25 protein-coding genes and 1 riboswitch are annotated in these 24,477 nt (G+C 31.1%); all 25 genes read right to left on the reverse strand.

What is annotated here, in order from left to right; all coding sequences use genetic code 11:
• Positions 1–762 (reverse strand): FtsQ-type POTRA domain-containing protein, encoded by a 762-nt coding sequence (locus tag RDK80_RS13740; protein ID WP_308524575.1) that lies wholly within the window; start codon positions 760–762, stop codon positions 1–3.
• A gap of 49 nt (positions 763–811) precedes the next feature.
• Positions 812–2,065, reverse strand: coding sequence for a UDP-N-acetylglucosamine 1-carboxyvinyltransferase (murA, locus tag RDK80_RS13745; RefSeq protein WP_308524576.1), 1,254 nt, complete (start codon positions 2,063–2,065; stop codon positions 812–814).
• A 77-nt stretch (positions 2,066–2,142) separates the two neighbouring features.
• The gene (gene murG / locus RDK80_RS13750) at positions 2,143–3,246 is read right to left on the reverse strand and encodes an undecaprenyldiphospho-muramoylpentapeptide beta-N-acetylglucosaminyltransferase (protein ID WP_094900751.1); all 1,104 of its coding nucleotides are present in this window, start codon (positions 3,244–3,246) and stop codon (positions 2,143–2,145) included.
• Positions 3,247–3,251: 5 nt separating this feature from the next.
• Positions 3,252–4,379, reverse strand: coding sequence for a putative lipid II flippase FtsW (ftsW, locus tag RDK80_RS13755; RefSeq protein ID WP_256311710.1), 1,128 nt, complete (start codon positions 4,377–4,379; stop codon positions 3,252–3,254).
• Between the two features lies 1 nt (position 4,380).
• Positions 4,381–5,730: a UDP-N-acetylmuramoyl-L-alanine--D-glutamate ligase gene (gene murD / locus RDK80_RS13760; protein WP_308524577.1), complete on the reverse strand. Its 1,350-nt coding sequence runs from the start codon at positions 5,728–5,730 to the stop codon at positions 4,381–4,383.
• A gap of 18 nt (positions 5,731–5,748) precedes the next feature.
• On the reverse strand, positions 5,749–6,714 hold the full coding sequence (mraY, locus tag RDK80_RS13765; protein ID WP_216561190.1) for a phospho-N-acetylmuramoyl-pentapeptide-transferase: 966 nt from the start codon (positions 6,712–6,714) through the stop codon (positions 5,749–5,751).
• Positions 6,715–6,747: 33 nt separating this feature from the next.
• Positions 6,748–8,208: a UDP-N-acetylmuramoyl-L-alanyl-D-glutamate--2,6-diaminopimelate ligase gene (locus RDK80_RS13770; RefSeq protein ID WP_216561192.1), complete on the reverse strand. Its 1,461-nt coding sequence runs from the start codon at positions 8,206–8,208 to the stop codon at positions 6,748–6,750.
• A gap of 82 nt (positions 8,209–8,290) precedes the next feature.
• Entirely contained in the window at positions 8,291–10,450 is a 2,160-nt protein-coding gene (locus tag RDK80_RS13775) for a penicillin-binding transpeptidase domain-containing protein (RefSeq protein WP_308524578.1), read from the reverse strand.
• 12 nt (positions 10,451–10,462) lie between these two features.
• A complete protein-coding gene (locus RDK80_RS13780) occupies positions 10,463–10,924 on the reverse strand; it encodes a hypothetical protein (protein WP_308524579.1) in 462 nt (153 codons plus the stop codon).
• 1 nt (position 10,925) lies between these two features.
• The gene (gene rsmH, locus RDK80_RS13785; protein WP_216561198.1) at positions 10,926–11,885 is read right to left on the reverse strand and encodes a 16S rRNA (cytosine(1402)-N(4))-methyltransferase RsmH; all 960 of its coding nucleotides are present in this window, start codon (positions 11,883–11,885) and stop codon (positions 10,926–10,928) included.
• Between the two features lie 14 nt (positions 11,886–11,899).
• Positions 11,900–12,331 carry a division/cell wall cluster transcriptional repressor MraZ gene (mraZ, locus tag RDK80_RS13790; protein WP_094900815.1) on the reverse strand — a complete coding sequence of 144 codons (432 nt, stop codon included), beginning with the start codon at positions 12,329–12,331 and terminating at the stop codon, positions 11,900–11,902.
• Between the two features lie 199 nt (positions 12,332–12,530).
• The gene (lgt, locus tag RDK80_RS13795) at positions 12,531–13,271 is read right to left on the reverse strand and encodes a prolipoprotein diacylglyceryl transferase (protein ID WP_308524580.1); all 741 of its coding nucleotides are present in this window, start codon (positions 13,269–13,271) and stop codon (positions 12,531–12,533) included.
• Positions 13,272–13,334: 63 nt separating this feature from the next.
• The gene (yfmH, locus tag RDK80_RS13800; RefSeq protein WP_308524581.1) at positions 13,335–14,624 is read right to left on the reverse strand and encodes an EF-P 5-aminopentanol modification-associated protein YfmH; all 1,290 of its coding nucleotides are present in this window, start codon (positions 14,622–14,624) and stop codon (positions 13,335–13,337) included.
• A gap of 49 nt (positions 14,625–14,673) precedes the next feature.
• Complete coding sequence (gene yfmF, locus RDK80_RS13805) at positions 14,674–15,945, reverse strand: EF-P 5-aminopentanol modification-associated protein YfmF (RefSeq protein ID WP_094900735.1); 1,272 nt, start codon at positions 15,943–15,945, stop codon at positions 14,674–14,676.
• Positions 15,946–16,070: 125 nt separating this feature from the next.
• Positions 16,071–16,523, reverse strand: a complete 453-nt coding sequence (locus RDK80_RS13810; RefSeq protein WP_158220084.1) for a YhcN/YlaJ family sporulation lipoprotein — start codon at positions 16,521–16,523, stop codon at positions 16,071–16,073.
• Positions 16,524–16,596: 73 nt separating this feature from the next.
• A complete protein-coding gene (deoC, locus tag RDK80_RS13815) occupies positions 16,597–17,247 on the reverse strand; it encodes a deoxyribose-phosphate aldolase (protein ID WP_094900731.1) in 651 nt (216 codons plus the stop codon).
• A 16-nt stretch (positions 17,248–17,263) separates the two neighbouring features.
• Positions 17,264–17,836, reverse strand: coding sequence for a phosphate propanoyltransferase (pduL, locus tag RDK80_RS13820; protein WP_216561202.1), 573 nt, complete (start codon positions 17,834–17,836; stop codon positions 17,264–17,266).
• 70 nt (positions 17,837–17,906) lie between these two features.
• Positions 17,907–19,148, reverse strand: a complete 1,242-nt coding sequence (gene aroA / locus RDK80_RS13825; protein ID WP_246565891.1) for a 3-phosphoshikimate 1-carboxyvinyltransferase — start codon at positions 19,146–19,148, stop codon at positions 17,907–17,909.
• A 72-nt stretch (positions 19,149–19,220) separates the two neighbouring features.
• On the reverse strand, positions 19,221–20,255 hold the full coding sequence (aroB, locus tag RDK80_RS13830) for a 3-dehydroquinate synthase (protein ID WP_308524582.1): 1,035 nt from the start codon (positions 20,253–20,255) through the stop codon (positions 19,221–19,223).
• Positions 20,256–20,259: 4 nt separating this feature from the next.
• The gene (gene aroC / locus RDK80_RS13835; protein WP_308524583.1) at positions 20,260–21,384 is read right to left on the reverse strand and encodes a chorismate synthase; all 1,125 of its coding nucleotides are present in this window, start codon (positions 21,382–21,384) and stop codon (positions 20,260–20,262) included.
• Between the two features lie 181 nt (positions 21,385–21,565).
• Positions 21,566–22,159 (reverse strand): flavodoxin family protein, encoded by a 594-nt coding sequence (locus tag RDK80_RS13840; protein ID WP_216561206.1) that lies wholly within the window; start codon positions 22,157–22,159, stop codon positions 21,566–21,568.
• Positions 22,160–22,168: 9 nt separating this feature from the next.
• Positions 22,169–22,705 (reverse strand): folate family ECF transporter S component, encoded by a 537-nt coding sequence (locus tag RDK80_RS13845; protein ID WP_216561208.1) that lies wholly within the window; start codon positions 22,703–22,705, stop codon positions 22,169–22,171.
• A gap of 67 nt (positions 22,706–22,772) precedes the next feature.
• A riboswitch (THF riboswitch) is annotated at positions 22,773–22,866 on the reverse strand.
• 17 nt (positions 22,867–22,883) lie between these two features.
• Positions 22,884–23,501: a hypothetical protein gene (locus RDK80_RS13850; RefSeq protein ID WP_216561210.1), complete on the reverse strand. Its 618-nt coding sequence runs from the start codon at positions 23,499–23,501 to the stop codon at positions 22,884–22,886.
• Complete coding sequence (locus RDK80_RS13855; RefSeq protein WP_308524584.1) at positions 23,464–24,144, reverse strand: TIGR01906 family membrane protein; 681 nt, start codon at positions 24,142–24,144, stop codon at positions 23,464–23,466. Before RDK80_RS13855 ends, RDK80_RS13850 begins: the two co-directional genes overlap by 38 nt.
• A 98-nt stretch (positions 24,145–24,242) precedes the next feature.
• Positions 24,243–24,416 (reverse strand): hypothetical protein, encoded by a 174-nt coding sequence (locus RDK80_RS13860; RefSeq protein ID WP_094900714.1) that lies wholly within the window; start codon positions 24,414–24,416, stop codon positions 24,243–24,245.
• Positions 24,417–24,477: the final 61 nt, after the last annotated feature.

Consider the following 24,477-nt stretch of genomic DNA (forward strand, 5'->3'; position numbering starts at 1 on the left):
TTACCCCTCCCCTTCTTCATCAAGTACAACTATAGGATTATCTCCTCTATCCATTAAGATCATCTTACATGGTATTTGTTCTTTCTCAATATTTTCTAATATTTCATTTAAGTAGTTCAACTTATATTTTACATTATCAAGGGTACCAAAGGCAACAGAAATACCATCAATTAGTCTTATATTAACATTGTTATTATCTACCATGTTAATTTCTTTCATTTTTGGTAATAATCCAATAGCATGTCCTTCAGATATAAACTCAATATTATCCTTAGTTTCTGATTCTAAAAATATATTATCTCCTGGTTTCTTATCTTCTATTTTCAAACCTAACAATAGTGGTAATTTTTCATTTTGAATATCTACAATATCTAGTATATACCCCTCAATATCAAGCAATATAAAAGAGGAAATTTCTTTTATCTGTATTATTTCTTTACGTTCTATAATATCAATAATAATTCCTTTTGGAAGCTTTCTTTTTATCTTTACTTCCTTTATATATGGTAAATTCATTAAACCTCGTTTTCCCGACTTAGTACTTACTTTAAATATATTTTCTCCAATATTTATAGATGATGCACTAATTATATTATCTTTTGGGATTTTATTATTCCCTATTACTTTTATATTATCTATAACAAAAAAATCAGAATTAAGAGCTAGTGCAAATACTAATAAAATTAAAGATATTAATAATACAAATCGAAAAAAGAACCTTCTTCTTCTCATTTTTCTTTCCACACGGGAAATCTTTTTCATTGTCTTCACCCCTAGGCCTGTCCTTCTAAATAACTAGCAGCAAAAGCTGCTAATTACTCTTGATAATATCTGCACCTAATTTTTGTAACATTAAATGAAGATCTTCATATCCTCTCTCTATGTGATGAATATTATAAACTTCTGTAGTTCCTCTTGCAACAAGTCCTGCCAAAGTTAAAGCAGCTCCCCCCCTTAAATCCTTAGCTGTTGTCTTAGCACCTGTTAGTTCCTTTACTCCACTGATAACTGCAACTCTCCCAAAGGTTTTTATATTTGCCCCCATTCTAGTAAGCTCTTCAGCATGCTTAAATCTATTCTCAAATACTGTTTCAGAGATTATACTAGTTCCATTAGCTATTGATAAAAGAGCCATCATTTGAGCTTGCATATCGGTTGGAAATCCAGGATAAGGAAGGGTTTGTAACATTTCAATGGGGTTTATTCTCCTCGGTCCTGTCACCTTCATAGAAGTACCATTACTATATATCATAACACCTGCTTCCTTCATCTTTGCTATAATTCCAATAACATGGTCTACAATAACATTATTAATTATTATATCTCCTCCAGTTATTGCTGCCGCAGTCATAATTGTTCCCGTTACAATCCTATCAGATATTATGCTATGTGTTACATCTCTGAGATCTTTTACACCTTCTATTGTAATAACAGATGTCCCTGCTCCAGAAATTCTTGCCCCAGATTTATTTAAGTAATTCTGCAAATCAATTATTTCTGGCTCTCTAGCTGCATTTCTAATTATTGTTGTACCTTCTGCCGTCACTCCAGCTAAAATTATATTTTCCGTAGCTCCTACAGAAGGATAATCTAGTTGTATATCTGCACCTTTAAGCCCTTCTGCCTTACAGTACAAATGTCCATGAGACTCTTCGATTTCTGCCCCCATATTTCTTAAAGCTTTAAGGTGTAAATCTATAGGTCTCGGACCAATTTCACAACCACCTGGATAAGAAATAATAACCTCACCAGTTCTCGCCAACATAGCACCCATAAAGATAATGGATGATCTCATTTCTCTAACTAACTCTTCCGGAACTATTATTTGATTCAGTGGCTTAGAATCAATTACCATTGTACTCCCTGTTCCATCAACAGCACAACCTAATGCTATCAGTATCTCTTTCATTATTTCAACATCTCTAAGATTAGGGATATTCGATATAATACTCTTATTTCCGCCTATAACTGTTGCTGCTAATATTGGTAACACAGCATTTTTAGCACCCGAAATTGAAATTTCACCTGTTAATCTATTCCCACCATTAATAATATACTTTTCCACCAAATCACCTCCATGTATGCTCATAATTAAGTATATATGACCATATTATGCATGGATGAAAATGGGGTTACATATTATTATTTGACAATTGTATTTATGAGTTCAACTATTCTTTCTGATGCATCAATTTTCCCAAGCTTTTTACTTTTACTTGCCATTTGTGCTAATCTTTCTTTATCTTGAATTACACTATATATAATATCATTTAATGTATTCTCTTTTATATCCTTCTCAAGAACTAATATAGAAGCCCCCTTATTTTCAAAGGCTCTAGCATTAAATTCTTGATGATTCTCAGCGGTATATGATTTTGGTATCAAAATACTTGGAACTCCCACAGCGGAAATTTCAGCCAAAGTAATAGCTCCTGAGCTAGTAACCACAAGTGTTGCAATATTAATGGCTTCAGGTATTTGATATAAATAGGGAAATACTCTAATATTCTTATTTAAATTAATATTATCCTTTTTTAATCTGTCTATGAATTCATCATAAAATCTTTTACCTGTTACATGTATTATCTGTATATCTCCCTTTCCCATAGATTCCTTTATGAAATAATACATTGCGTCATTTAAAGTTTTTTGTCCTCCACTACCTCCGAAAGATAAAACAAAAGGAATATTTTTATCTATATCTAACACTTTATATGCTTCTTCTTTATTTATTTCAAGAATTTCTTTGCGAATTGGGTTTCCAGTATTTAAAACTCTATCAGGATATTTAAAATATTTTTTTGCTTCGTCAAAAGTTACAGCAACTTTATCAACATATCTTGATAATATTTTATTTGTAATACCAGGAAAAGCATTTTGTTCATGTATTAATGCAGGTATTTTTTTCTTTTTTGCCATATATACCACTGGTCCACATACATATCCGCCAGTACCTATTACTACATTTGGCCTAAAATCTTTTATTATTTTTTTTGCGTCATTGATTCCATGAATTAATTCCTTAATAGCTATAAGTGATTCTTTGTTTATTTTTCTAGGCATTCCCTTCACTCTTATAGTTCTAAATTGAAATCCTTCCTTTGGAACTAGCTCTGATTCTAAACCTTTTTCTGTTCCAACATAAAGAATTTCTGCATTTTTATCTTTACGTTTTATTTCTTTTGCAATGGCTAAAGCAGGATAGATATGCCCTCCAGTGCCTCCACCTGTAATCAAATACTTCATAATCTTCAGCTCCTATCTAAATTTGCATGCCTTGAAATGTTCAGTAATATTCCTATGGCAGACATATAAATCATCAAGGAAGTACCTCCATAAGAAACGAAAGGTAGCGTAATTCCTGTAGTAGGTATAGACGATGTTACTACTGCTATATGAATTAAAGATTGAACTGTCACTAAAGCTGTAATTCCTGATGCTAAGAAGCATCCAAAACTATCATCTATACTAAGTGCGATACGTATTCCCCTCCAAATAATTAACATCAATATTAGAATAACAGTTAAAGTACCTAGAAAACCTAATTCTTCCCCTATAATTGAAAATATAAAATCATTGTAGGACTCAGGTATATATGAAAACTTTTGTCTGCTTTTCCCTAATCCTAAACCAAATAATCCACCTGAACCTAGAGCATATAAAGATTGTACCGCTTGCCAGCCAATATCAAGTTTATAAGCAAAAGGGTCTCTAAATGCAGTTATTCTATTTCGTCTATAGGCATTATGCTCTCCTGATAATACTAAAAATCCCAGACCCACTACACCTATACCCATGAAAATCAAATGAGATAAATTCATTCCAGCTATAAAGAACATACTCATTAAGGTACCTGCTAAGGTAATAGTAGTGCCTAAATCTTTTTGTACATATACAAAACCACAGGATATACCTATAATAATTAAAGCTGGTATTGTTCCTTGTTTTAAAGTTCTTATATGTTCCTTCTTATTTGAAAGAAAGTTTGCAAAATAAATAATTGAGCCAATCTTTATAGCATCAGAAGGCATAAAGGTTGTAAATCCTAAATTAATCCATCTTCTAGCACCCTTAAGAGATATACCTAAAGGGGTAAAAAGTAAAGCCCCCGAACCTAACGCTAATAAATATATTAAAAATGAATATTTTTTCCAAATTTTATAATCAATATTCATACAAATTATCATTCCCACTAGGCCTACAGATGCAGCTATTATTTGTTTCTTTAAAAAGTGATAACCATCTCCAAAGTCCTGCATAGCCTCTGGCCAGGATGAACTAAATACCATGATTATACCAATAAATACTAAAATTAAAGCTCCCATAAGCAAACTAAAATCAACAGCTTTTTTCTTTTTCACTGATTTCCCTTTTGCCATTTTAATCCTCCTTTAGACCATAAACGGCATCCTTAAAATCTTGACCTCTTTCTTCAAAGTTACTGTACATATCCCAAGATGCACAAGCAGGAGATAATAAAATATTATCCTTCCCTTGACCAAGGTCATAAGCTAATTTAACTGCTTCATGCATATTTTCTACTAAATGTATATTATTAAATCCGCAAGTTAAAGCAGTTTCTTTAATTTTTTCCTTAGTTTCTCCTAAAAGTATTAGATCTTTAACCTTTCCATTAAAAGATTTAATTAATTCATCGAATTCAGATCCCTTATCATACCCACCTGCTATTAATATTATTGGACTATTTATAGCTTCTATTGCTTTAATAGTTGAATCAGGATTTGTTCCTTTAGAATCATTATAAAAAGACATTTCATCTATAGTCTCTACATATTCTATTCTATGTTCTAATCCTTTAAACTCTGATAAAACTTTTGCTATTATTTCTACGTCTATGCCCATAGCCCATCCTACTGCAATACTTGCTAGTGCATTTTCTAATATTATTTTAAGGTCTTTGTGTGGTAGGGCTTTTATAATGGTTTCTCCATCTTTTATAACTATATAGTCACCATCAATATATACACCATTATCTAATTTATGATTTACACTAAACCAAATAATATTTGAATTAACTTCCTCTTCCATTTCTCTAAGAGTCTTATCATCATAATTTAATACTGTATAATCAGATTCATCTTGATTTTTAAATATCTTTTTCTTAGCACTAATATAATTATTTAATGAACCATGCCAATTTAAGTGGTCTGGTGTAATATTAGTTATAAGGCTTACTCTTGGTTTAAAATATATAGTATTTTCTAATTGAAAGCTACTGGCTTCTATTACAAAAACATCTTCTTTTTCTGCATTCACCATATTCCATAGAATACCAACACCGATATTCCCTGCAACATATGTATTGTAATCAGCCTTCTTAAAAATTTCACCTATTAAAGCCGTAGTAGTTGTTTTTCCATTAGTACCTGTTATGGTTATTATCCTATCTGTAGGAGAAATCCTATATGCAAGTTCAATATCTGTTGTTATTTCAATATTTCTTAGCTGAGCCTTTAGTAAAATAGGAGCTGTTGGTGGAATACCAGGACTTTTAACTATTAAATCAATATCCTCTAAAGGTATATCATTAGTATTTAAATGTTTTTCAACATATATATCTTTAGTATTATCAAAAAAATCCTTCAATTCCTCTTTAGTTTTAGAATCAGATACTACAATATTTGCTCCCAATCTATGAAGAGCTTTTACAGTAGACAATCCAGAGACACCAAGTCCAAGAACTAAAACCCTTTTATTTTTCAAGTACATAAAACCAGCTCACTTTCCTTAAATTAAACTTAAAATTCCAATCAAACAAAGAATTACTGTGGCAGTCCAAAACACTGCTACTACTTTAGTTTCTTTCCAGCCTTTTTGCTCATAATGGTGATGTAGCGGTGCCATCAAAAATACTCTTTTCCCAGTTAATTTAAAAGATGCTACTTGTATAATTACCGATAAAGTCTCTATAAAATAAACTCCACCTACTATTGGTATTACAAGGGGAATATTTAATAGTATGGCTATGGCTGCGACTGCACCTCCTAAGGCTAATGATCCAGTATCTCCCATAAATACCTTCGCCGGATGTGCATTATGTATCAAAAATCCCAGACATGCTCCTGCCAATGCAGTTGAAAATATGGAGATGCTTCCCATACCCCAATTTAATGCAATAAGTCCAAAAAAGGATAATATTATTAATGTGACACCAGATGCTAATCCATCTAAGCCATCAGTTAAGTTTACTGCATTTACAGTAGCTACTACTACAAAAGCAATAAATGGAATATAAAGAGGACCTAAATCTAAATATTGATTGTTCAAGAAAGGTACAATCAGTTTAGTGCCTAAAATAGATGTAGATGATTGATAAACTGCCAGTACAGTAGCTAACATTACTTGCCCTATTAATTTTTGATAAGCTCGAAGTCCTAATGATCTTCTTTTAACTACTTTTATGTAGTCATCAATAAATCCAATTAAACCAAAACCAAAAGTAGATATTAACAGAATATACATATCCTTATTCATCATACCTGATGTCAATACTGTAATGACTAAAGCTATAAAAATAATAATTCCACCCATAGTAGGGGTTCCAGATTTTTTTAAATGGGTTTGTGGTCCATCATCTCTAACACTTTGCCCTATTTTCAGTCTTCTTAATAATGGAATCATTATTGGACCCAGAATAAGAGTAATCAAAAAAGAAATGGAAATTGTTCTAAAAATATCTATATATTCAATCATTTATTTTCTCCTCTCAAGTATCTAATCCAAGTCTTAATTATTCTTTGAATGTAAATAATCAAGAACAATTTGTCTTTCATCACAGGGATAAGTTTTTCCCTTAATAAGGGTATAAGTTTCATGCCCCTTTCCAGCTAGCAATATTATATCTTTAGGTCTAGCATTATCTATCGCATATTTTATGGCTTCTATTCTATCAACTATTTTTATATATTTTCCATTTGCTTTTCTTGTACCAACCAAAACATCTTCAATTATCATCTCTGGGTCCTCATACCTTGGATTATCTGATGTAACTATAAATAAATCTGCATGACGTCCTACAGTTTCTCCCATTTCTGGCCTTTTAGTCTTGTCTCTATTGCCACCTGCCCCGAATACAACTATTTTTCTACCTTCTGCAAATTCATCAATGACAGTAAGTACCTTATCTAGAGCATCTGCAGTATGGGCAAAATCAATAATAACCGTATAATCAGTATTTGTAGGCACAACCTCGAATCTTCCCTTTATCTCTTCAACTGCTTCTAGCCCCTTTTTAATAATTTCTAAAGGAATTTCATATGAATATGCACAAGCTGCTGCTGCCAATGCATTATATACACTAAACTCTCCTGGTACATTTAGAAGTACATTAGTTTTACCCTTAGGAGTATTTAAAGTAAATCTGACTTTAGATAATGTAAATTCTATATCAGATGCAAAAACATCTGACTTTTCCTTTATTCCATATGTTAGTAAAGGCACCCTTTCCCCTACTATTTCAACAATCTTCTTTCCATAATCGTCATCTATATTTATTATATTAGCTTTATCTGTTTTATAGAAAAGCTTTAATTTACTATTAAAATATTTTTCCATTGTTTCATGATAGTCTAAATGATCTTTAGTAAGATTAGTAAATAATCCTATTTGAAAATCCATATACTCTACTCTTTTAAGTTCTAAAGAATGAGATGAAACTTCCATAATACAAGTATCTGTTTCTATATCTGCCATTTTCTTTAATAAATCATGAATAATTAAGGCATTTGGCGTAGTATTATCAATTTTTATATTTTCATCTCCAATAACTGCTCCAATAGTTCCAATAATCCCTACTTTTTTATTGTTTTCCTCTAATATGCTTTTAATAAAATAAGTGATAGATGTCTTGCCATTAGTTCCCGTTATACCTATCATCTGCAGATTCTTCCATGGCTCTTCATGAAAGATACCAGAAAATTTTGCCAGTGCATCTATTGAATTTTCCACCTTAATTACTGTAATATCCTCATCAATAGATACTTGCTTCTCTACTACTACTCCTACAGCTCCATTTTCTATTGCCTTGTCAATGTAATCATGTCCATCTACAGTAAATCCTTTTTCTGCAATAAATAGGTTCCCTTTTTGTATTTTCCTTGAATCATTTTCAACTCCAGTTATATTTATGTCTAGTTTTCCTTTAATTAACTCAAATTCATAGTCTCTTGTAATATACTTTAGATTCATAATGCACCTACTTTCTTTTATCCTATATGAAAATATTAACTAAAAGGCAACTTCATTTAAGTTGCCTCTAATTATATTACTCTTATGTCTCACCAAATTCAACCTCTATTTTTGTATTGATAGGTATCTCTTCACCAGGTATTGGATTTTGAGTCTTGGCTTTTCCTTCTCCCTTTAGCTCATAATTTAGATTTAACTCATCAAGAATTTTAATTACATCTTCCTTATCTTTTCCAATAAGATAAGGCATTATGATTCGTTTTCCTGCTTTTTCATTTACATATAAATCTACTATTGAACCTTTTTGAACTTCTGTATTTGGCAATGGAAATTGATCTATTACAACTGAATCAGAGGTTAAGTTTAAATATTCAGTTGTATACTTTAGTCCTTTCTCAGTGAAAATCTTTCCTGCATCACCAATCTTCATATTTCTCGCATCTGGTACTATTACCTTTTCAATAATTTGCCCTTTCTCATCTTCTGTAAAAACTGGTGTAACTTCGAGATAGTTCAAAGTCTCTTCTAACACAGTCTTAGCTATAGGTGCTGCTATAGTTCCCCCATAATATTGCCCAACAGGTTCATCTACTACAACCAATATTGCCACTTGGGGGTTATCTGCTGGAGCTACACCAACAAAAGAGCCAATATACTTACCTGGTGCATATCTACCATCAATAATCTTCTGAGCAGTACCTGTTTTTCCACCTACTCTAAATCCTGGAATATATGCCTTAGTTCCTGTACCTTCACTAACTACATTTTCTAACATTTCCATTATAGTCTTAGAAGTTGATTCTGATATAACCTTTCTTTTTATTTCTGGCTCAAATGTTTCAACAATTTTTCCTTCATCATCTATTAACTCTTTTACAAGTCTAGGCTTCATTAAATTACCACCATTAGCAATGGAAGATACTGCATTAATTAACTGTAAAGGAGTAACTGCTATACCATGACCATAGGACATTGTAGCCAAATTTACTTCCTTTATGCTATCTGTACTAGCTGGTATAATGCCTCCCTGTTCTCCATTTAAATCTATATCTGTGGTTTCACCAAATCCAAAAGCTTTTATGTATTTATATAATAATTCTTTCCCTACTTTTCTACCTAAATCAACAAAAGCTACGTTACAGGAATTGTTCATTGCCTCTATAAATGTCTGATCTCCATGAGGATTATACCATCTAGCACATCTTAATAATACACCTTTTATATCTCTAACAAACCCATTACAATAAAAGTGAGAGTTTAGGTTAGCAATATTCTCTTCAATGGCAGCAGCTGCAGTAATTACCTTAAATGTTGATCCTGGTTCATAGGCATCATTGATAGCAAAATTTCTCCACATATCATACCAACGTTTTTGAAGCTCTTCCTGTGGCAATGCTTCCCATTCTTTTTTAGTTTCTTCATTTAATGGTATTCTTGGATTATTAGGATCATAATCCGGCTTAGAAGACATCGCTAAAACATCTCCTGTTTTTGGTTCCATCAATATAATAGAAACATTCTTAGCGCCTGTAACTATTGCAGCTTCTTCAGCTGCTTTATCTGCAAAATGTTGTATTGTCTCATCTATAGTTAAAACAACTGACAGCCCATCTGATGCTTCATATATCTTTTCACCATCAAAAGGTAATTGTCTACTTGCTGCATCTGTAGTTTTTACCCATTTTCCTGGTGTACCAGTCAAATATTTGTCATAGGTCCTTTCAATCCCATATAATCCATTATTGTCAATATCAGTAAAACCTAATACAAAAGAAGCAAAATTTCCATATGGATAATATCTTCTATTATCATCTACTATTTCTATACCAGGTAATTTTAATTTTCTCAACTCTGCGGCTTCTTCTCTAGTTATCCACTGTTTTAATTTTTCAGTTCCTATCTTTTTAGTAATCTTTGTATATACAACTTCCTCATCTAGGCCTAAAACTCTCGCCACTTCTTTTGCCGTTTTATGAGCATCTTTTATATCAGGCGGACTAGCCCATACTGTAGATGCTGTTATACTTACTGCTAACTTTTTGCCTTTCCTATCATAAATAACTCCACGTTTTGATTTTATAGTTATTCCTTTGGTCCACTGTTCTAATGCACCTTTCTTCAGTTCTTCACCTTTTACTATCTGTAAGTAACCTAATCTTCCAATCAAAAGTATAGAAACCATAACTACTACACCAAAAACAAATAATAATCTTTTCTTAGATGAATAACTGGGTTTTGCCAAAGCAACTACCTCCTAAAACAAGTTTGTAACCATGCTAAATACCTTTCTTATTTGCTTTCCAATACTATTTTTTTCCACATGTTCCACTTTATTGTCATTTATTGAAACGTATACTATCTGTCCCTCAGTTGGATAATTCATGCCTAATTTTGTAACTGCATCCTCTGCAATTTTTACTGAGGATTTTATTCCTTCAAGATCAGCTACTAAATCTAATTTTACCTTCTCAAGCTCTACTTTCTGCCTTTCTAAATTAGTTATTTCTTGTCTCACTGCTGTTATATTTGCATATCGAAATAATATAGATAAAGCTATCCCTAAGATTACCATAGGTATACTCATAATTGTCAGCTTTGCAAGGCTATTATTTTTCTTCTTCTTTTTTTCTTGTATTTTCCTTGTTTTCTTTCTTGGTTTCTCTTTGACTTCTAGTGCTTCTGTAGGGTAATAACTAAGCTCTTTCGCTACTAACAATTTATTCTCCCCCTTTTCTATTTAGAACATTAAGTTTCTCAGCTATCCTAAGCTTAGCTGATCTAGACCTAGGATTTATAGTTATTTCTTCTTCGCTTGGTATTATTGGTTTTCTAGTAATAATTTCTATCTCTCTAGTTTTCTGACATACACATTTTGGTAAATGTGGTGGACAAATACAGTCAAGATATAATTCCTTAAATCCTTCTTTTACAATTCTATCTTCTAAAGAATGAAAAGTAATAATAGCTAATCTACCATTTGGATTTAAAAGGTTCACCATCTTAGGAATTGATTCTATTAAAACATCTAGCTCTCTATTTACTTCTATGCGAATCGCTTGAAATGTTTTCTTAGCTGGGTGATGTCCATCTTTCCTTACTTCCTTTGGTATTGCTTTCTTAATAGCTGACACTAGCTGAAGTGTTGTGTCAATAGATTTTTCTTTCCTTTCTTCAACAATAAACTTAGCTATCCTTCTAGCCCATCTATCTTCACCGTAATTCCAGATGATTTTTTCCAATTCTTCTTCAGAATACTTATTTACTACATCCCAAGCAGAAAAAGAACTTGTCTCATCCATTCTCATATCTAATGGTGCATCTTTATTATGGGAAAACCCTCTGCTTTCTTCATCTAACTGATGTGATGACACACCTAAGTCCAAAAGAATTCCATCTACTTTTTCAATCCCTAAATCACTTAATACTTCATATATATTTTCATAGTTATTGTGAATTAATATTACCTTGTCACTATATTCTTTAAGTACTTCACTTGCTTTTTTTAATGCATTTAAATCTTGGTCTATTCCTATTAACTTTCCTGTAGTTAATCTCTTCACAATCTCAGCTGAATGGCCAGCACCTCCTAAAGTTCCATCTACATATATTCCATCTTCTTTTATATTTAATCCATCTAATATTTCCTTCAATAAAACTGATATATGCTCGAATTTCATACAATCTCCCCCAGTTATATCCCTAACTCAGCCATCTTCTCTGCTATACTATCATAAGATAAATTATCATCATCATTGTAAGCATCCCATTCTTCCTTGCTCCAAATCTCTATCCTAGTAGATACACCTATAACTACAGCATCTTTATCTAATCTGGAATGTTCCCTAAGATTAGCTGGTATAAGAACTCTCCCTTGCTTATCTAAAGCACCTTCACTAGCTCCTGCAAAGAAGAACCTAATGAATGCTCTCGCATCACGGTTGGTAAGTGGTAATGTTTTAAGTTTTTCTTCTAAAACAGCCCATTCATTTTTAGGATATACAAAGAGGCAATTATCAAGTCCTTTAGTCATAACAAATTCTTCCCCTAATTCTTCTCTGAATTTAGAAGGCATTATTATTCTTCCTTTAGTATCTAAAGTATGTTGATATTCACCAATAAACATACCAATCACTCACTTGCTGTATATTTCTTACCACTTTCCACCACTTTCTACCACTATATATACTATTCTACACTAAATTAAAAAATCCTTCCACCCTTTTTTGAAAAAAAACAATTTAGTACTTTAGTCATAGTTCTCTATTTTTCGACATTACAGGGTAAAATGACATAAAAAAACTGCTGGCATTTTTTACCAACAGTTAAAATTTATTCTTTATATTTTTTCTTATTCTATAAAATATATACATTGGAATAACAACTCCTATTACACTTACAAGCTGCGCAACCCTAATTGGTCCAAACATTAGGCTATCCGTTCTAAGTCCTTCTATAAAAAATCTAATAAATGAATATAAGGATAAATATAATAGAAAAACTTCTCCTTTAACTTTTTGTTTATTCTTTCCATACCATAGAAGGAACAAAAAAACTAAGAAATTCCAAATGGATTCATAAAGGAAAGTAGGATGTACCTTTACTCCATTTACCATAATTCCCCAAGGTAAATTTGTAGGACCACCATGGGCTTCTTGATTTATAAAATTTCCCCATCGCCCTATTGCCTGAGCTAGTATTAAGCTAGGAGCACATACATCTGCAATTGTCCAAAAATCTATTTTGCGAATTCTGGTAAAAATAATGGCTACAATAATAGCAGTGATTATGGCTCCATGTATTGCCAATCCCCCATTTCTAATATTTAATGCTTCTATAGGATTATACTTATACATATCCCAACTAAATACTACATAATACAATCTCGCACCTACTAAACATAAAGGAACTTCCCATATTAGGAAATCCATTAAAGTTTCTTCATCAAGTCCAACTCTTTTAGCTTCTCGAATAGCAAGTATAGTACCTATTAGTACCCCTGTAGCAATTAAAATACCATACCATCTAATTTCAAGTCCAAAAATCTGAAATGCAATTGGATCCATAATAAAACCACCTTTCAAAATACTTCATTGGACTAGTATATCACAAATTAAGATTGATTTCTATTATCTCAAGGGATTTATTATGGACAAGACAGAATTATCTTTTGTAAAATGATTGTTAAATCTCTCAACTATATCTTTATATTCAATAGATTCCAAGATATCTAAATAATCTATTAATAAGAAATCATCGAAATACAAAGAAATAAATGTATTTGCAATAAATTCAACAGAATTCAGCCCCATTAGGAACTCTCCCATACTTTTCTTCTTTATACGATTGAAATCCTCTTCTAATAAAATTGAAGTTATTTCTTTTTCAAAGAACAACATGATTCTATTATATACCTCTTTGGGATCCTTTGATTCACCTACAATCATAGAATGTCCATAGGATTTTTTCCCTGTATAATATGCTCCAAAACTACTATCAATAAGCCCTTCTTCATACATATCATTATAAAATACAGAGCTAGATCCAAATAACATATCAAGTATAAAATTTGTAATAAAATCTTTTCTAACTCGCTTTTCTCCCTCTAGCTCATTATTTGTATCCTTAAATCCAATATAAAACAAAGGGCTAGACGTCATCATGCTTTCTTCAATAAACTTTTCTCTTACTTCTTTAGGTTCCTCTGGAAAAACTCTATTGATTTTTTCTACTTCCTTATAATCCTTTTTCTCTGATTCATCTATTACTTTGATTATCTCATCAAAGGATAGATCGCCTACGATAAATATAACCATATTGGTTGGGCTATAGAATGTGTTATAGCATTTATAAAGTAGTTCCTTGTTTATATTTTGGATACTTTCCACAGTTCCAGCTATATCTATTTTTACTGGATTTTCATTATACATTGCACCTAGGCAATTAAAAAATACCCTCCAACTTGGATTATCTCTATACATATTTATTTCTTGGGCAATAATTCCCTTTTCTTTTTCTACATTTTCATCAGTAAAATATGGATGCTGTACAAACTCTACCAATAGGGCCAGATTATCATAAAAGTTTTCAGTAGATGAAAACAAATATGCTGTTTGAGTAAAATTAGTATAAGCGTTAACATTTGCTCCTAATCTGGAGAATTTATCAAAAATATTTTGTTCAGGCTCTTCAAAAAGTTTATGTTCTAAAAAATGTGCAATGCCTTCAGGCACTTCTACTGTTTCTTTTTCTCCTATTGGTGTAAATACATTATCAATGCTACCATAATCAGTGGCAAATATTGCATATTGTTTTGTATATCCTTCCTTTGGCATAAAATAAACTTTTAAGCCAGATTTCATCTTTTTATAATAAAGTTTTTCTCTTATTTTTTCGTTTTCGTATATTTTGATATCCAACTTATATACCTCCTTCTATTTTTAGGCTGTTTTAGTATCTATGTCATTTCTAAGCTTTTGAATTTTTCATGAAGTATATAGTATCAAGAACAACCTTCGACATAGCTTCTGTTATCTCTTCTCTACTAACACTATCAATATCTCTTAAAATTTCTTCCAAAGATCTACTATCTTCAGATAATATTTGACTAAAGAAATATTCCGATATAAGAAAAATACTATCTCTAATAGATTCCGTTGAAGATTTTATGGATTTTTTTGATACCTCTATATCTTCGTCAGTAAAGTTTCCATGTTTCATTTCTTCTAACTGCTCTTTTACAATATCTATTGTTTTTTCAAAATTATTAAATTCAATACCACCATCTATTAACATAATGGATTTATATTTATAAATAGTAGAAGTAATATAATAAGCTAAACTTTCCTTTTCTCTTACATTTCTAAATAATTTAGAATTTGGCCCCCCACCTAGAATATCACTTGCTACTATAAGGCCATTATATAATCTATCCTCATAGGGAATTCCCGTTCTGTAACCCAGTACTAATTTCCCTTGAGTTACATCTAAATCTTCATGCACCATATTTTTAGTTTGAACTCCTGATATAATTTGTTCCCTTGGTATAGTGATAACGCTATCTCTTTCTACTTTTTCTATATTTTTAATATACTCTATTAATTTTTCATCATATTCCCCAACATAAAATATTTCTATAGGAGATGTATTAATTACATTTTGATAATGCTTATACAATATGCCTTCGTCTATATTTTCCAAATCATCTATATTACCTAACGGAAAAATACTAAACTTTTCATTTCTGCACATTTCTTCTATACATCTATCTAGGGCATAAGATCTTTTATCATTTATTCTTCCTTCAATTTTATGTCTCAAATTTTCTTTTTCTTGTTCAACATAATCTCTTCTAAAATATCCTTTTTCCAAAGCTGGATTATAAATAATAGATTTCAAGAGATTAATTACTTCATAAATATAATCTCCATCACCTACATAATCACCATTAACAGTCTCTACAGTAAATCTAAGAACATGCTTCTCGCCTCTTTTATTAATAGCTATACTTAGGCTTGCTCCATAGGTTTCTTCTAGCTTTCTTTGTATCTTTAAGTTTGTATCATATTCAGCTGTACCTCTCTTAAGGACTAAGGGCAGTAAAGCATTTTTGGTAACCTCCTCCTTAGACAAGGGTCTTAAAAAATAATAACTAAGTAAATTAGATTTAAATTTATCTGTTCTTATTAAGTTTAAATATATCCCATTTCCAATTTTGATTCTTTCTGATTTTAGTGTCAAATTGATTCCTCCTTCTCATATATTATTTTACTATACCCAAAATTAAATTTGTTACTTATATTAATATTATGTATTTAATAAAAAAATACAAAAAACCCAATCTTTCCAATTGGGTTTCAGATTTATTATTTGTTTTTTTCAATCATTTTACTAATTTCACCAACATGTTTATCATAGGGTGAACCATTCAATAGATCACTTATAATCTGTACAATCTGAAAAAAAGTCTTTTCATCATTAGATATTAATACTTCTTTAATCCCTGCATCCTTTTCCATGACTAAGCTATTAATTAAGTCTTTAGTATCTTCTGTAAGCACTGTATCATGTGCCATGATTACAGAAACCAGCGCTGTATCGTTGAAGATAATAGTTGCTGCATCATCTATACCAAAAAGTTCAACTACATAATCCGCCAAATCTTCTGACCTATCTATTATTATCTTATCTTCGATTGATACTTCTACTGCTGTATCCTCCGGCTCCTCTATCTCAACTATTTCTTCGTCTTTAACAGCCTTACAGCCAATTTGTAAAAACAACATTAAAGCTAATATAAATAATAAATATCTTTTCAATTTATCCCTCCTCTTATTATAGTTTTTCATAATTTTCAAATTTTATAACAAGAAAAGGAAAATATTTATTTTTTTAGATTTCTTTTGCTATTTTAACACCAGAGCTAGTTCCCAATCTAGTAGCACCTGCTTCTATCATTTTCTTTGCGGACTCCAAATCTCTAACTCCTCCAGATGCCTTAACTTCTAATTTATCTCCTACTACAGATTTCATCAACCTTACATCTTCTACAGTTGCACCGCCTGTGGAGAATCCCGTTGATGTTTTCACAAAATCAGCTCCTGCTTCCATAGAAAATTCACAGGCCTTAATTTTTTCTTCATCAGTAAGAAGGCATGTCTCTATTATTACTTTTACTATTGCTTTACCTCTAGATGATTCCACCACAGCTTTTATATCATCTTTAACAGTTTTATAATCTTTTATCTTTAAAGCTCCTATATTAATTACCATATCTATTTCATCAGCACCATTGTTTATTGCATCTATAGCTTCAAAAGCTTTAACCTCTTTTGTATTGGCACCTAATGGAAATCCTACAACAGTCGCCACTTTTACATTTGAATTCTTTAAAATATCCTTACAAAATTTTACATAATAAGGATTTACACATACAGCAGCAAAATTATTTTCCATTGCTTCTTTACATAAAGTTTCAATCATATCTTTTGTGGCTTCTGGCTTCAATACAGTATGATCTATCATTCCTAATATATTTACCATCATGTCACCTCCAAAGTTATTTGACTAACTCCACCAAATCCCCATTCTTTATTCCTGCTGCATTTCCTTCTTCTACATCAACATGCATTTCAAGAGCAAAATCTTCAGATACTCTAACTAATACATTATTAAATACTAAACCTCTTTCTCCACCTACTTTTATACTTACTATATCTTTATCTGCTACCCCAAATTCTTCTCCATCACTTGTGTGCATATGAATATGCCTTGCTGCTACTATGATGCCTTCTGATATTTCGACCTCACCCTTTGGACCAATAAGTTTTGCCCCTGGAGTACCTTTAATATCACCAGAATTTCTAACCATTGGTTTTACACCTAATGCAAAGGCATCTGATATTGATAACTCAAATTGAGTGTTTGATCTAACTGGTCCTAATATTCTTACGCCCTTTAATATGCCTTTCGGTCCTACAACGTCAACCTTTTCATCACAGGCATATTGCCCTGGTTGAGATAAGTCTTTCATCTTTGTCAATTGATATCCTTCTCCAAATAAAATATCTAAATCTTTCTGACTTAAATGTATATGTTTATTTGATAAAGCTATTGGTAATTGTGTTCTCATTTTTCTTCATCCTCCTATAAATTATGTATCCTAGATTTATTATAAAACTTTGTCCCAAAAAAATCAAAGACTATTCCAATATCTCCCACATGGTCTCATAGAAATTAGGATATGATATATTTACACATTGAGTATCTATAATCTTCGATTCTCCTATTATATTTAAGGCTGCTATAGATAGAGCCATTGCAATTCTATGATCATTATAAGTATTCACATTGGTCGGATTTAAAGATTTTTTCCCATTTACTATTAATCCATCTGACAACGCTTCAATGTCAGCACCCATTTTCCTCAGCTCATTAACCATAGCCTTTATCCTATCAGTTTCTTTATATTTAAGCTCTTCTGCATTTCTAATTATTGTAGTACCTTCTGCAAAGGCAGCAGCTACAGCTATTATAGGAATCTCATCAATTAACCTTCCTATAATGTTTTCATCTAATTTAATTCCTTTCAATGGAGAGTAGGAAACATGTATATCTCCAATAGGCTCATTATTTATAGTTCTTATATTTTCTATCCTGAGATTTCCTCCCATAGCCTTTATTACATCAATAATCCCTGATCTCGTAGGATTAATTCCCACATCTTTAATGACAATAGAGGAATCTTTAATTATACTAGCTCCTACTATAAAAAATGATGCAGAGGAAATATCTCCAGGAACATAAATTTCCTTGCCTTTAAACTCCCCTTGCCCAAAATATTCAAGCATTCTTTCGGTATGATCTCTAGTTGTTTTTTTCTCTATAACTTTAGTCTTTCCTTTGCTGTAAATAGAAGCAAGGAGAATAGAAGACTTCACTTGAGCACTAGCAATAGGTAACTCATATTCAATTCCCTGCAATCCATCTGAAGGATAGATCCTAAGTGGGGGATATTTATTTTCTTCCCCTTTAATATTTACCCCCATTTTGGTTAAGGGAATAATAATTCTATCCATTGGTCGTTTACTTAAAGAATCATCTCCTATAAGAGTTGAAGAAAATTTTTGCCCCCCTAGTATTCCAGCTAACAACCTCATTGTAGTACCTGAATTGCCACAATCTAGAGGTTTATTAGGTTTTTCTAGGCTATATATCCCCTTGCCTTGAATTCTCACCCTATTCTCTTTTCCATCGATATCTATTTTAATACCCATTTCTCTAAAACATTCAATTGTTCTTAAAGTATCTTCAGATAATAAAACATTTTCAATAGTCGTTTCTCCTTTAGAAATGGAGCCAAGCATTACCGCCCTATGAGAAATAGATTTATCACCTGGTATTTTTATTTCACCTCTTAAAGCTTTTATTCCTTCTATCTTCAAAATCTACACCCTTTCAACTATAAAAAATTTATTTTCAACTGGTTTTATAACTCATAGGAAAATTCTCATAAATTATTCCTTTTTATAATCATTTAATATTGCTTTTATAATAAGTTCTTCTTCTACATCATAAAATATATTTACTTTACCCCTTCCTACAGGTAAAATAAAGGAAATCTTCCCATATTTATTTTTCTTATCGTTCTTCATATATTCTAAAAGAATATTTATTTCATCATTACTAAAAATTATTTGTTCCACTAAAGGACTCAATACTTTTATGATTTCATTATAATATTCTTTATCTATAAGATTTCTTTTATAGGCAATATTGCTTTCATACATCATACCAAGTATAACTGCCTCACCATGATTATATTTTGTATATCCAAAAAAAGATTCTATACTATGACCAACAGTATGTCCAAAGTTTAGGTTTTGCCTAATACCAGCATCTAATTTATCTTTCTCTACCATAGACAATTTTATTTTTATAGATTTTTCTATAATAAATGAGAGTACCTTCATATCTCTACTATAAACTTTATTCATATTTCTCTCTATATATTTAAAAAAATTATAATCCTGGATTAAGCCATATTTAATTATTTCTCCAAGTCCACAGGTGATTTCTTTTTCTGGCAATGTATGAATAAAGGAAGTACAAATTAAAGTTATTAAAGGAAAATGGAAAGAACCTATTATATTTTTATGGCCAGAAAAATCTATTCCCGTCTTACCTCCTATACTGCTATCAACTTGAGATAATAAAGTTGTAGGAATCTGAACATATTCAATTCCTCTTTTGTATGTCGCAGCAGCAAAACCTGCTAAATCCCCTACCACTCCGCCACCTAGACAAAGAATCCTACCTTTTCTATCAATATTCCTTTGGATTAATAAACTATATATATTGGATAATTCCTCTAGGTTTTTGCTGGCTTCCCCTGAAGGAATTATATATATTTCTTCTCTCCCCTTTAATAAATTCTCTAATTCTTCTTTATATATATTATATACATTCTTATCAGTTACAAGAATAAAATTATCATCAATCAAATATTGATATAATTCTTCCCATATATTATCTACCTGTTTCCACACCATCTCATTACCTGCTTTCTAAATATTTAAGATAATTATTATAATTAATCTTAATCTCCTCTAAAAAATCTCCTCCAAATTTTTTAATTAATTCGTCTGCTAATATATATGCTACCATGGACTCGGCAACTATACTAGCAGAAGGAACTGCACATGTATCTGACCTTTCAAATTGTGCAATTGCTTTCTCTTTAGTCAGCATATCCACAGTCTCTAAAGGTCTCTTAAGAGTAGGTATTGGCTTCATAGCTACCCTTATAACTATATCTTCTCCATTTGATATACCAGCTTCTATTCCCCCCGCATTATTTGTTCTTCTCTTATACCTATTATCATCGTAGAGAATCTCATCATGAAATTTGGACCCTAAGGCTGATGCTGCAATACCCCCTAATCCAAATTCAATACCTTTTATCCCCTGTATACTTATACATGCTGCTGCCAGTCTTCCATCTAGTTTTGTATCCCAATTAGCATGACTACCTAATCCTATAGGAATATTACTGGCTATAATTTCTATAATCCCACCTAATGTGTCTCCATCTTCTTTTGCTTCTTGGATTTTATTTATCATTTTCTTCTCAGAACATTTATCAATTACTCTAATACTTGACTGATCAACTCCAGTAAGCTCCCTAATTTCCAAGCCATTGTAATAATCAATATTTGAATTTACACCACCTATATTTATAACATGACTGTAAATATTTATATTAAATTCTTTTAATAGGAGTTTACAGATACTGCCTAAGGCTACACGCATAGCTGTTTCTCTTGCCGATGCTCTCTCTAGAATATTCCTGCCACCCTTTTGATTATATTTTAATGCACCTGCTAAATCTCCATGACCTGGCCTTGGTTTGGTAACCTCTACCAATTCAATATTTGTACCTCTATTTTTAATGGATATAGTAATAGGACTTCCCGTGGTAAAATTTTTACTTACACCTGATAATATATTTACTTCATCACTCTCTATTTGCATTCTAGCTGATCTACCAAACCCCATCTGCCTCCTTTTCAAGTCTTTATTTATATAATCTATATCCAGATATAGATTAGCAGGTATTCCATCAATTATGCCTACAAGAGATTCACCATGGGATTCGCCAGCCGTTAAAAATCTTATCATTTTTTACACCTCCTTATATAAGAAAAGCTTTTAATGTCATATTAGAGAATGCTTTTATTGACCAATGCATAAGCGATTTGCCCGGAATCAAAAATTTAAGTGATCTGCTTAAAATTCATTATGGTCAAGTTCTTGATATGAAACATTAAAGTGGAACTTTCCTATTCGTTATAAAAAACTTCTACCTGTGAAGGTAGAAGTCTTTTATGTTCCAAATATTTTTGCCTATTTCATATAATTCTTCCTTAACATCTAATCTTTTATCTACAGGCTCCTCATCTGTATTAGATATAAAATAGTTTCCTTTGTAATTAGCATTTATAGCCTTAAAAAAATAGTCCATCACAGCTATAGAGCCATTAAACTGATTATATGCAAAGGGAGCTCCGCCTGTAGCTAAAAACACACCTGTCCTCTCTTCATTTCGCTTGTACTGCTTACCTAAAGAGTATTTTAAGGACCAATATTTTTGGCATCTATCTATCATATTTTTTGTCACCCCATTTACTGAGTTAAAATAAATAGGTGCTGCTAATATTATTATATCACTATTATCAAAGCCTTCATAAATAGAACTCATATCGTCTTTACTTACACAGGCTTCTATCTTTCCGCAATAATCGCATCCAGTACAAGGATTTATTTTTTTATCAATTAAATATATTTTGTTAATTTCATAATCATTTTCTCTAATTCCATCTAATAAAAATTCTAATAAGTTATCTGTATTTTTTCCTTTCCTAGGACTACCAACTAAAGCTAATACTTTTTTCATTTAAACCTCCTAGAATGCTACAATGTTTTTAAGATATTTTATCAAGTAAGTGATAATCATACTTTGAATTGGTATATTAACTAAAGCTGTTAGAATTCTACTTGGTAGTATCACAATAATACCTTTGTTATATAACTGAGATAGCCAGTAAGTATTTAAACCCAAAGATATTATTATATAACATGTGCTAACCATAGCAAAAACTCTTAGTATCGAGAATGGATTGCTCTTTGTATCTTTTCTTCTGAAATAGAGAACATAAAGCCCTGGTATTATACCCCATAACATAGAACTTAAAGTGAATCCAAAATGAGGTGGTCCTTGAGGATTAACCATAATACCTATTAGATCTGCAGCTGCTCCAGATATTCCCCCAACTATTGGTCCAAATAACATTCCACTCAACATTATTGGTAACTCTCCAAAGCCTATTCTCAAAGTCGGAAGCACCATAATAGATGCAAATCTTGTCAATGCAATTGACAACGCCACTAGAAAAGCTGATTGTGTTAGTATCCTTGTGTCTATTCTTTTACCATTTTTCATTTGTATCCTCCTTTCTCTTGTTAGTGACAGCAACTGTCACACTAAAGATGAGAGGATTCTTTAATGGTCCAGCGGACGCGGTAAAGAATCGCAGAATTTAATCCTTCGTTTAAGGGCAACTTCCCATCCCTTAACACTTAACGCTCTTTACCTACTCTGTCTTACTAACTACACATTATTATACATCATTATCTCTGCTAAGTAAATCTTTATTGTCCTTCTTCCTAATATACTCAGTTAAATTATAAGATCCTATAAAACTTGCCATAAGAAAAGAAATTACACCCATTACTTTATAATATGTTGGGTAAGTAGAAAAATAAGCAGTGATATAAAACACAATAAATAAAAAATATAATTTAAATATTTTATCTTTACTTAGAAAATTGAAGCTTGATTTTAACTCTGATTTTTTTTCATAATATCTATTTATAATATAGTCCTCTATATCCTCGTCAGCTGACAATACTTTTTCTTCTTCAAGTTTTATTTTATACTCATTTTTAAATTCTTCTATTTTTTTACGCCTAATTTCTAGGCTTATTTTTTTTATATATATACCCATAAACATTGCAATAACAAATGATAATATTAAAGAAATGATAAAATTATTTATTAATCTATTTAGTATTAAAACTAAAAGGATTAAAATGCCTACTCCTAAAGATATTTTATCCATAATGTCTGCCCGAGTAGTTTTACCTTTTTTTATCTGCTTAGTATAAAAATTATTTAATACTCTCTGTTCTTCCTTATCTTTACGATTCTCTTTTAAATAACTTAAATCCTTTTTCATTTTTCTCTCTCCCTTTCTTAGTTGCAGCATATCCTATACCTTGTATTGTTGCCACAAAACCTAAAAAAGATAACCCTATACTAGTTGCTATAGAACTAAAAAATTCTTCAGGTAACATTTGTATTAGCAAATCAGTTTGAGGATCTAATAACCAAAGATCATTCGTAAAAAATATATAATGAAAATAAGTAAAGTACTTAGTGAAATCAAAGTATATCATGATCCCGAGAATACCAATAAAAATCAAATTAACAAAAAGACCTTTATAAATCCACTTTCCTACTAATTTTGTCTCTCCTATCAATACAAAATAAATTATTAGTCCAATGGATAATATAATAGCTATATATTTTAATATAAATCCATATTTAAATAAGACTTGCACATCTCTCATATGTAGTATTTCTCGTTGATTAAAATTAGGCTCTAGGATTTCATCTCCAGCCTTTCCCCTTAAATAAATGAATATATCATTAGTTATACTTTCAAGTTCAAAATATTCTTTTCCGGTAACTTGTAGAATATCATGTGCAAAATAAGCCCTCCTATAATGTTTTATATCAAATATATGCTGCTCTGCTGCTATTAAAAGACATGATAAAGATAGAGAAATAACTAATAAAATCAGTAGTATCTTTTTCAATTCCATTCCTCCTGCATAATATGTTTTATATATAATATCATATTTTTATTACAAATAAAAAGGATTGAAGAAAATATAATCCCTCAATCCTCCTAAAATTATGACATCGCCTTTTCCAATTTATCTAAATATTTTATTGGAAAAACCCTGAGTAGCTCTTTATATTGTTCCACTGATAAGCCTTGAACAGTTGTATATATTTCAATTTTTGTATCCAAGTCTGCAGCTATAAACCTTTCTTTTATCTCTTGGAAAGTTTCATTTGTTTCCATACATTTACCTCCTCGTATAATAAAGTTACAGTTTAATTACTGTATTTTCTTTTCTATCTCA

This window comes from uncultured Tissierella sp., assembly GCF_902479755.1.
Taxonomy (GTDB): domain Bacteria; phylum Bacillota; class Clostridia; order Tissierellales; family Tissierellaceae; genus Tissierella; species Tissierella carlieri.

What these genes read in the sequence shown, in the direction of transcription:
- RDK80_RS13740 (WP_308524575.1), bottom strand. Translation starts at nt 762, where the DNA reads ATGAAAAAGATTTCCCGTGTGGAAAGAAAAATGAGAAGAAGAAGGTTC.
- murG (WP_094900751.1), bottom strand. Translation starts at nt 3,246, where the DNA reads ATGAAGTATTTGATTACAGGTGGAGGCACTGGAGGGCATATCTATCCT.
- ftsW (WP_256311710.1), bottom strand. Translation starts at nt 4,379, where the DNA reads ATGGCAAAAGGGAAATCAGTGAAAAAGAAAAAAGCTGTTGATTTTAGT.
- murD (WP_308524577.1), bottom strand. Translation starts at nt 5,730, where the DNA reads ATGTACTTGAAAAATAAAAGGGTTTTAGTTCTTGGACTTGGTGTCTCT.
- mraY (WP_216561190.1), bottom strand. Translation starts at nt 6,714, where the DNA reads ATGATTGAATATATAGATATTTTTAGAACAATTTCCATTTCTTTTTTG.
- RDK80_RS13770 (WP_216561192.1), bottom strand. Translation starts at nt 8,208, where the DNA reads ATGAATCTAAAGTATATTACAAGAGACTATGAATTTGAGTTAATTAAA.
- rsmH (WP_216561198.1), bottom strand. Translation starts at nt 11,885, where the DNA reads ATGAAATTCGAGCATATATCAGTTTTATTGAAGGAAATATTAGATGGA.
- mraZ (WP_094900815.1), bottom strand. Translation starts at nt 12,331, where the DNA reads ATGTTTATTGGTGAATATCAACATACTTTAGATACTAAAGGAAGAATA.
- lgt (WP_308524580.1), bottom strand. Translation starts at nt 13,271, where the DNA reads ATGGATCCAATTGCATTTCAGATTTTTGGACTTGAAATTAGATGGTAT.
- deoC (WP_094900731.1), bottom strand. Translation starts at nt 17,247, where the DNA reads ATGGTAAATATATTAGGAATGATAGATCATACTGTATTGAAGCCAGAA.
- pduL (WP_216561202.1), bottom strand. Translation starts at nt 17,836, where the DNA reads ATGAGAACACAATTACCAATAGCTTTATCAAATAAACATATACATTTA.
- aroB (WP_308524582.1), bottom strand. Translation starts at nt 20,255, where the DNA reads ATGGTGTGGAAACAGGTAGATAATATATGGGAAGAATTATATCAATAT.
- aroC (WP_308524583.1), bottom strand. Translation starts at nt 21,384, where the DNA reads ATGATAAGATTTTTAACGGCTGGCGAATCCCATGGTGAATCTCTTGTA.
- RDK80_RS13840 (WP_216561206.1), bottom strand. Translation starts at nt 22,159, where the DNA reads ATGAAAAAAGTATTAGCTTTAGTTGGTAGTCCTAGGAAAGGAAAAAAT.
- RDK80_RS13845 (WP_216561208.1), bottom strand. Translation starts at nt 22,705, where the DNA reads ATGAAAAATGGTAAAAGAATAGACACAAGGATACTAACACAATCAGCT.
- RDK80_RS13850 (WP_216561210.1), bottom strand. Translation starts at nt 23,501, where the DNA reads ATGAAAAAGGATTTAAGTTATTTAAAAGAGAATCGTAAAGATAAGGAA.
- RDK80_RS13860 (WP_094900714.1), bottom strand. Translation starts at nt 24,416, where the DNA reads ATGGAAACAAATGAAACTTTCCAAGAGATAAAAGAAAGGTTTATAGCT.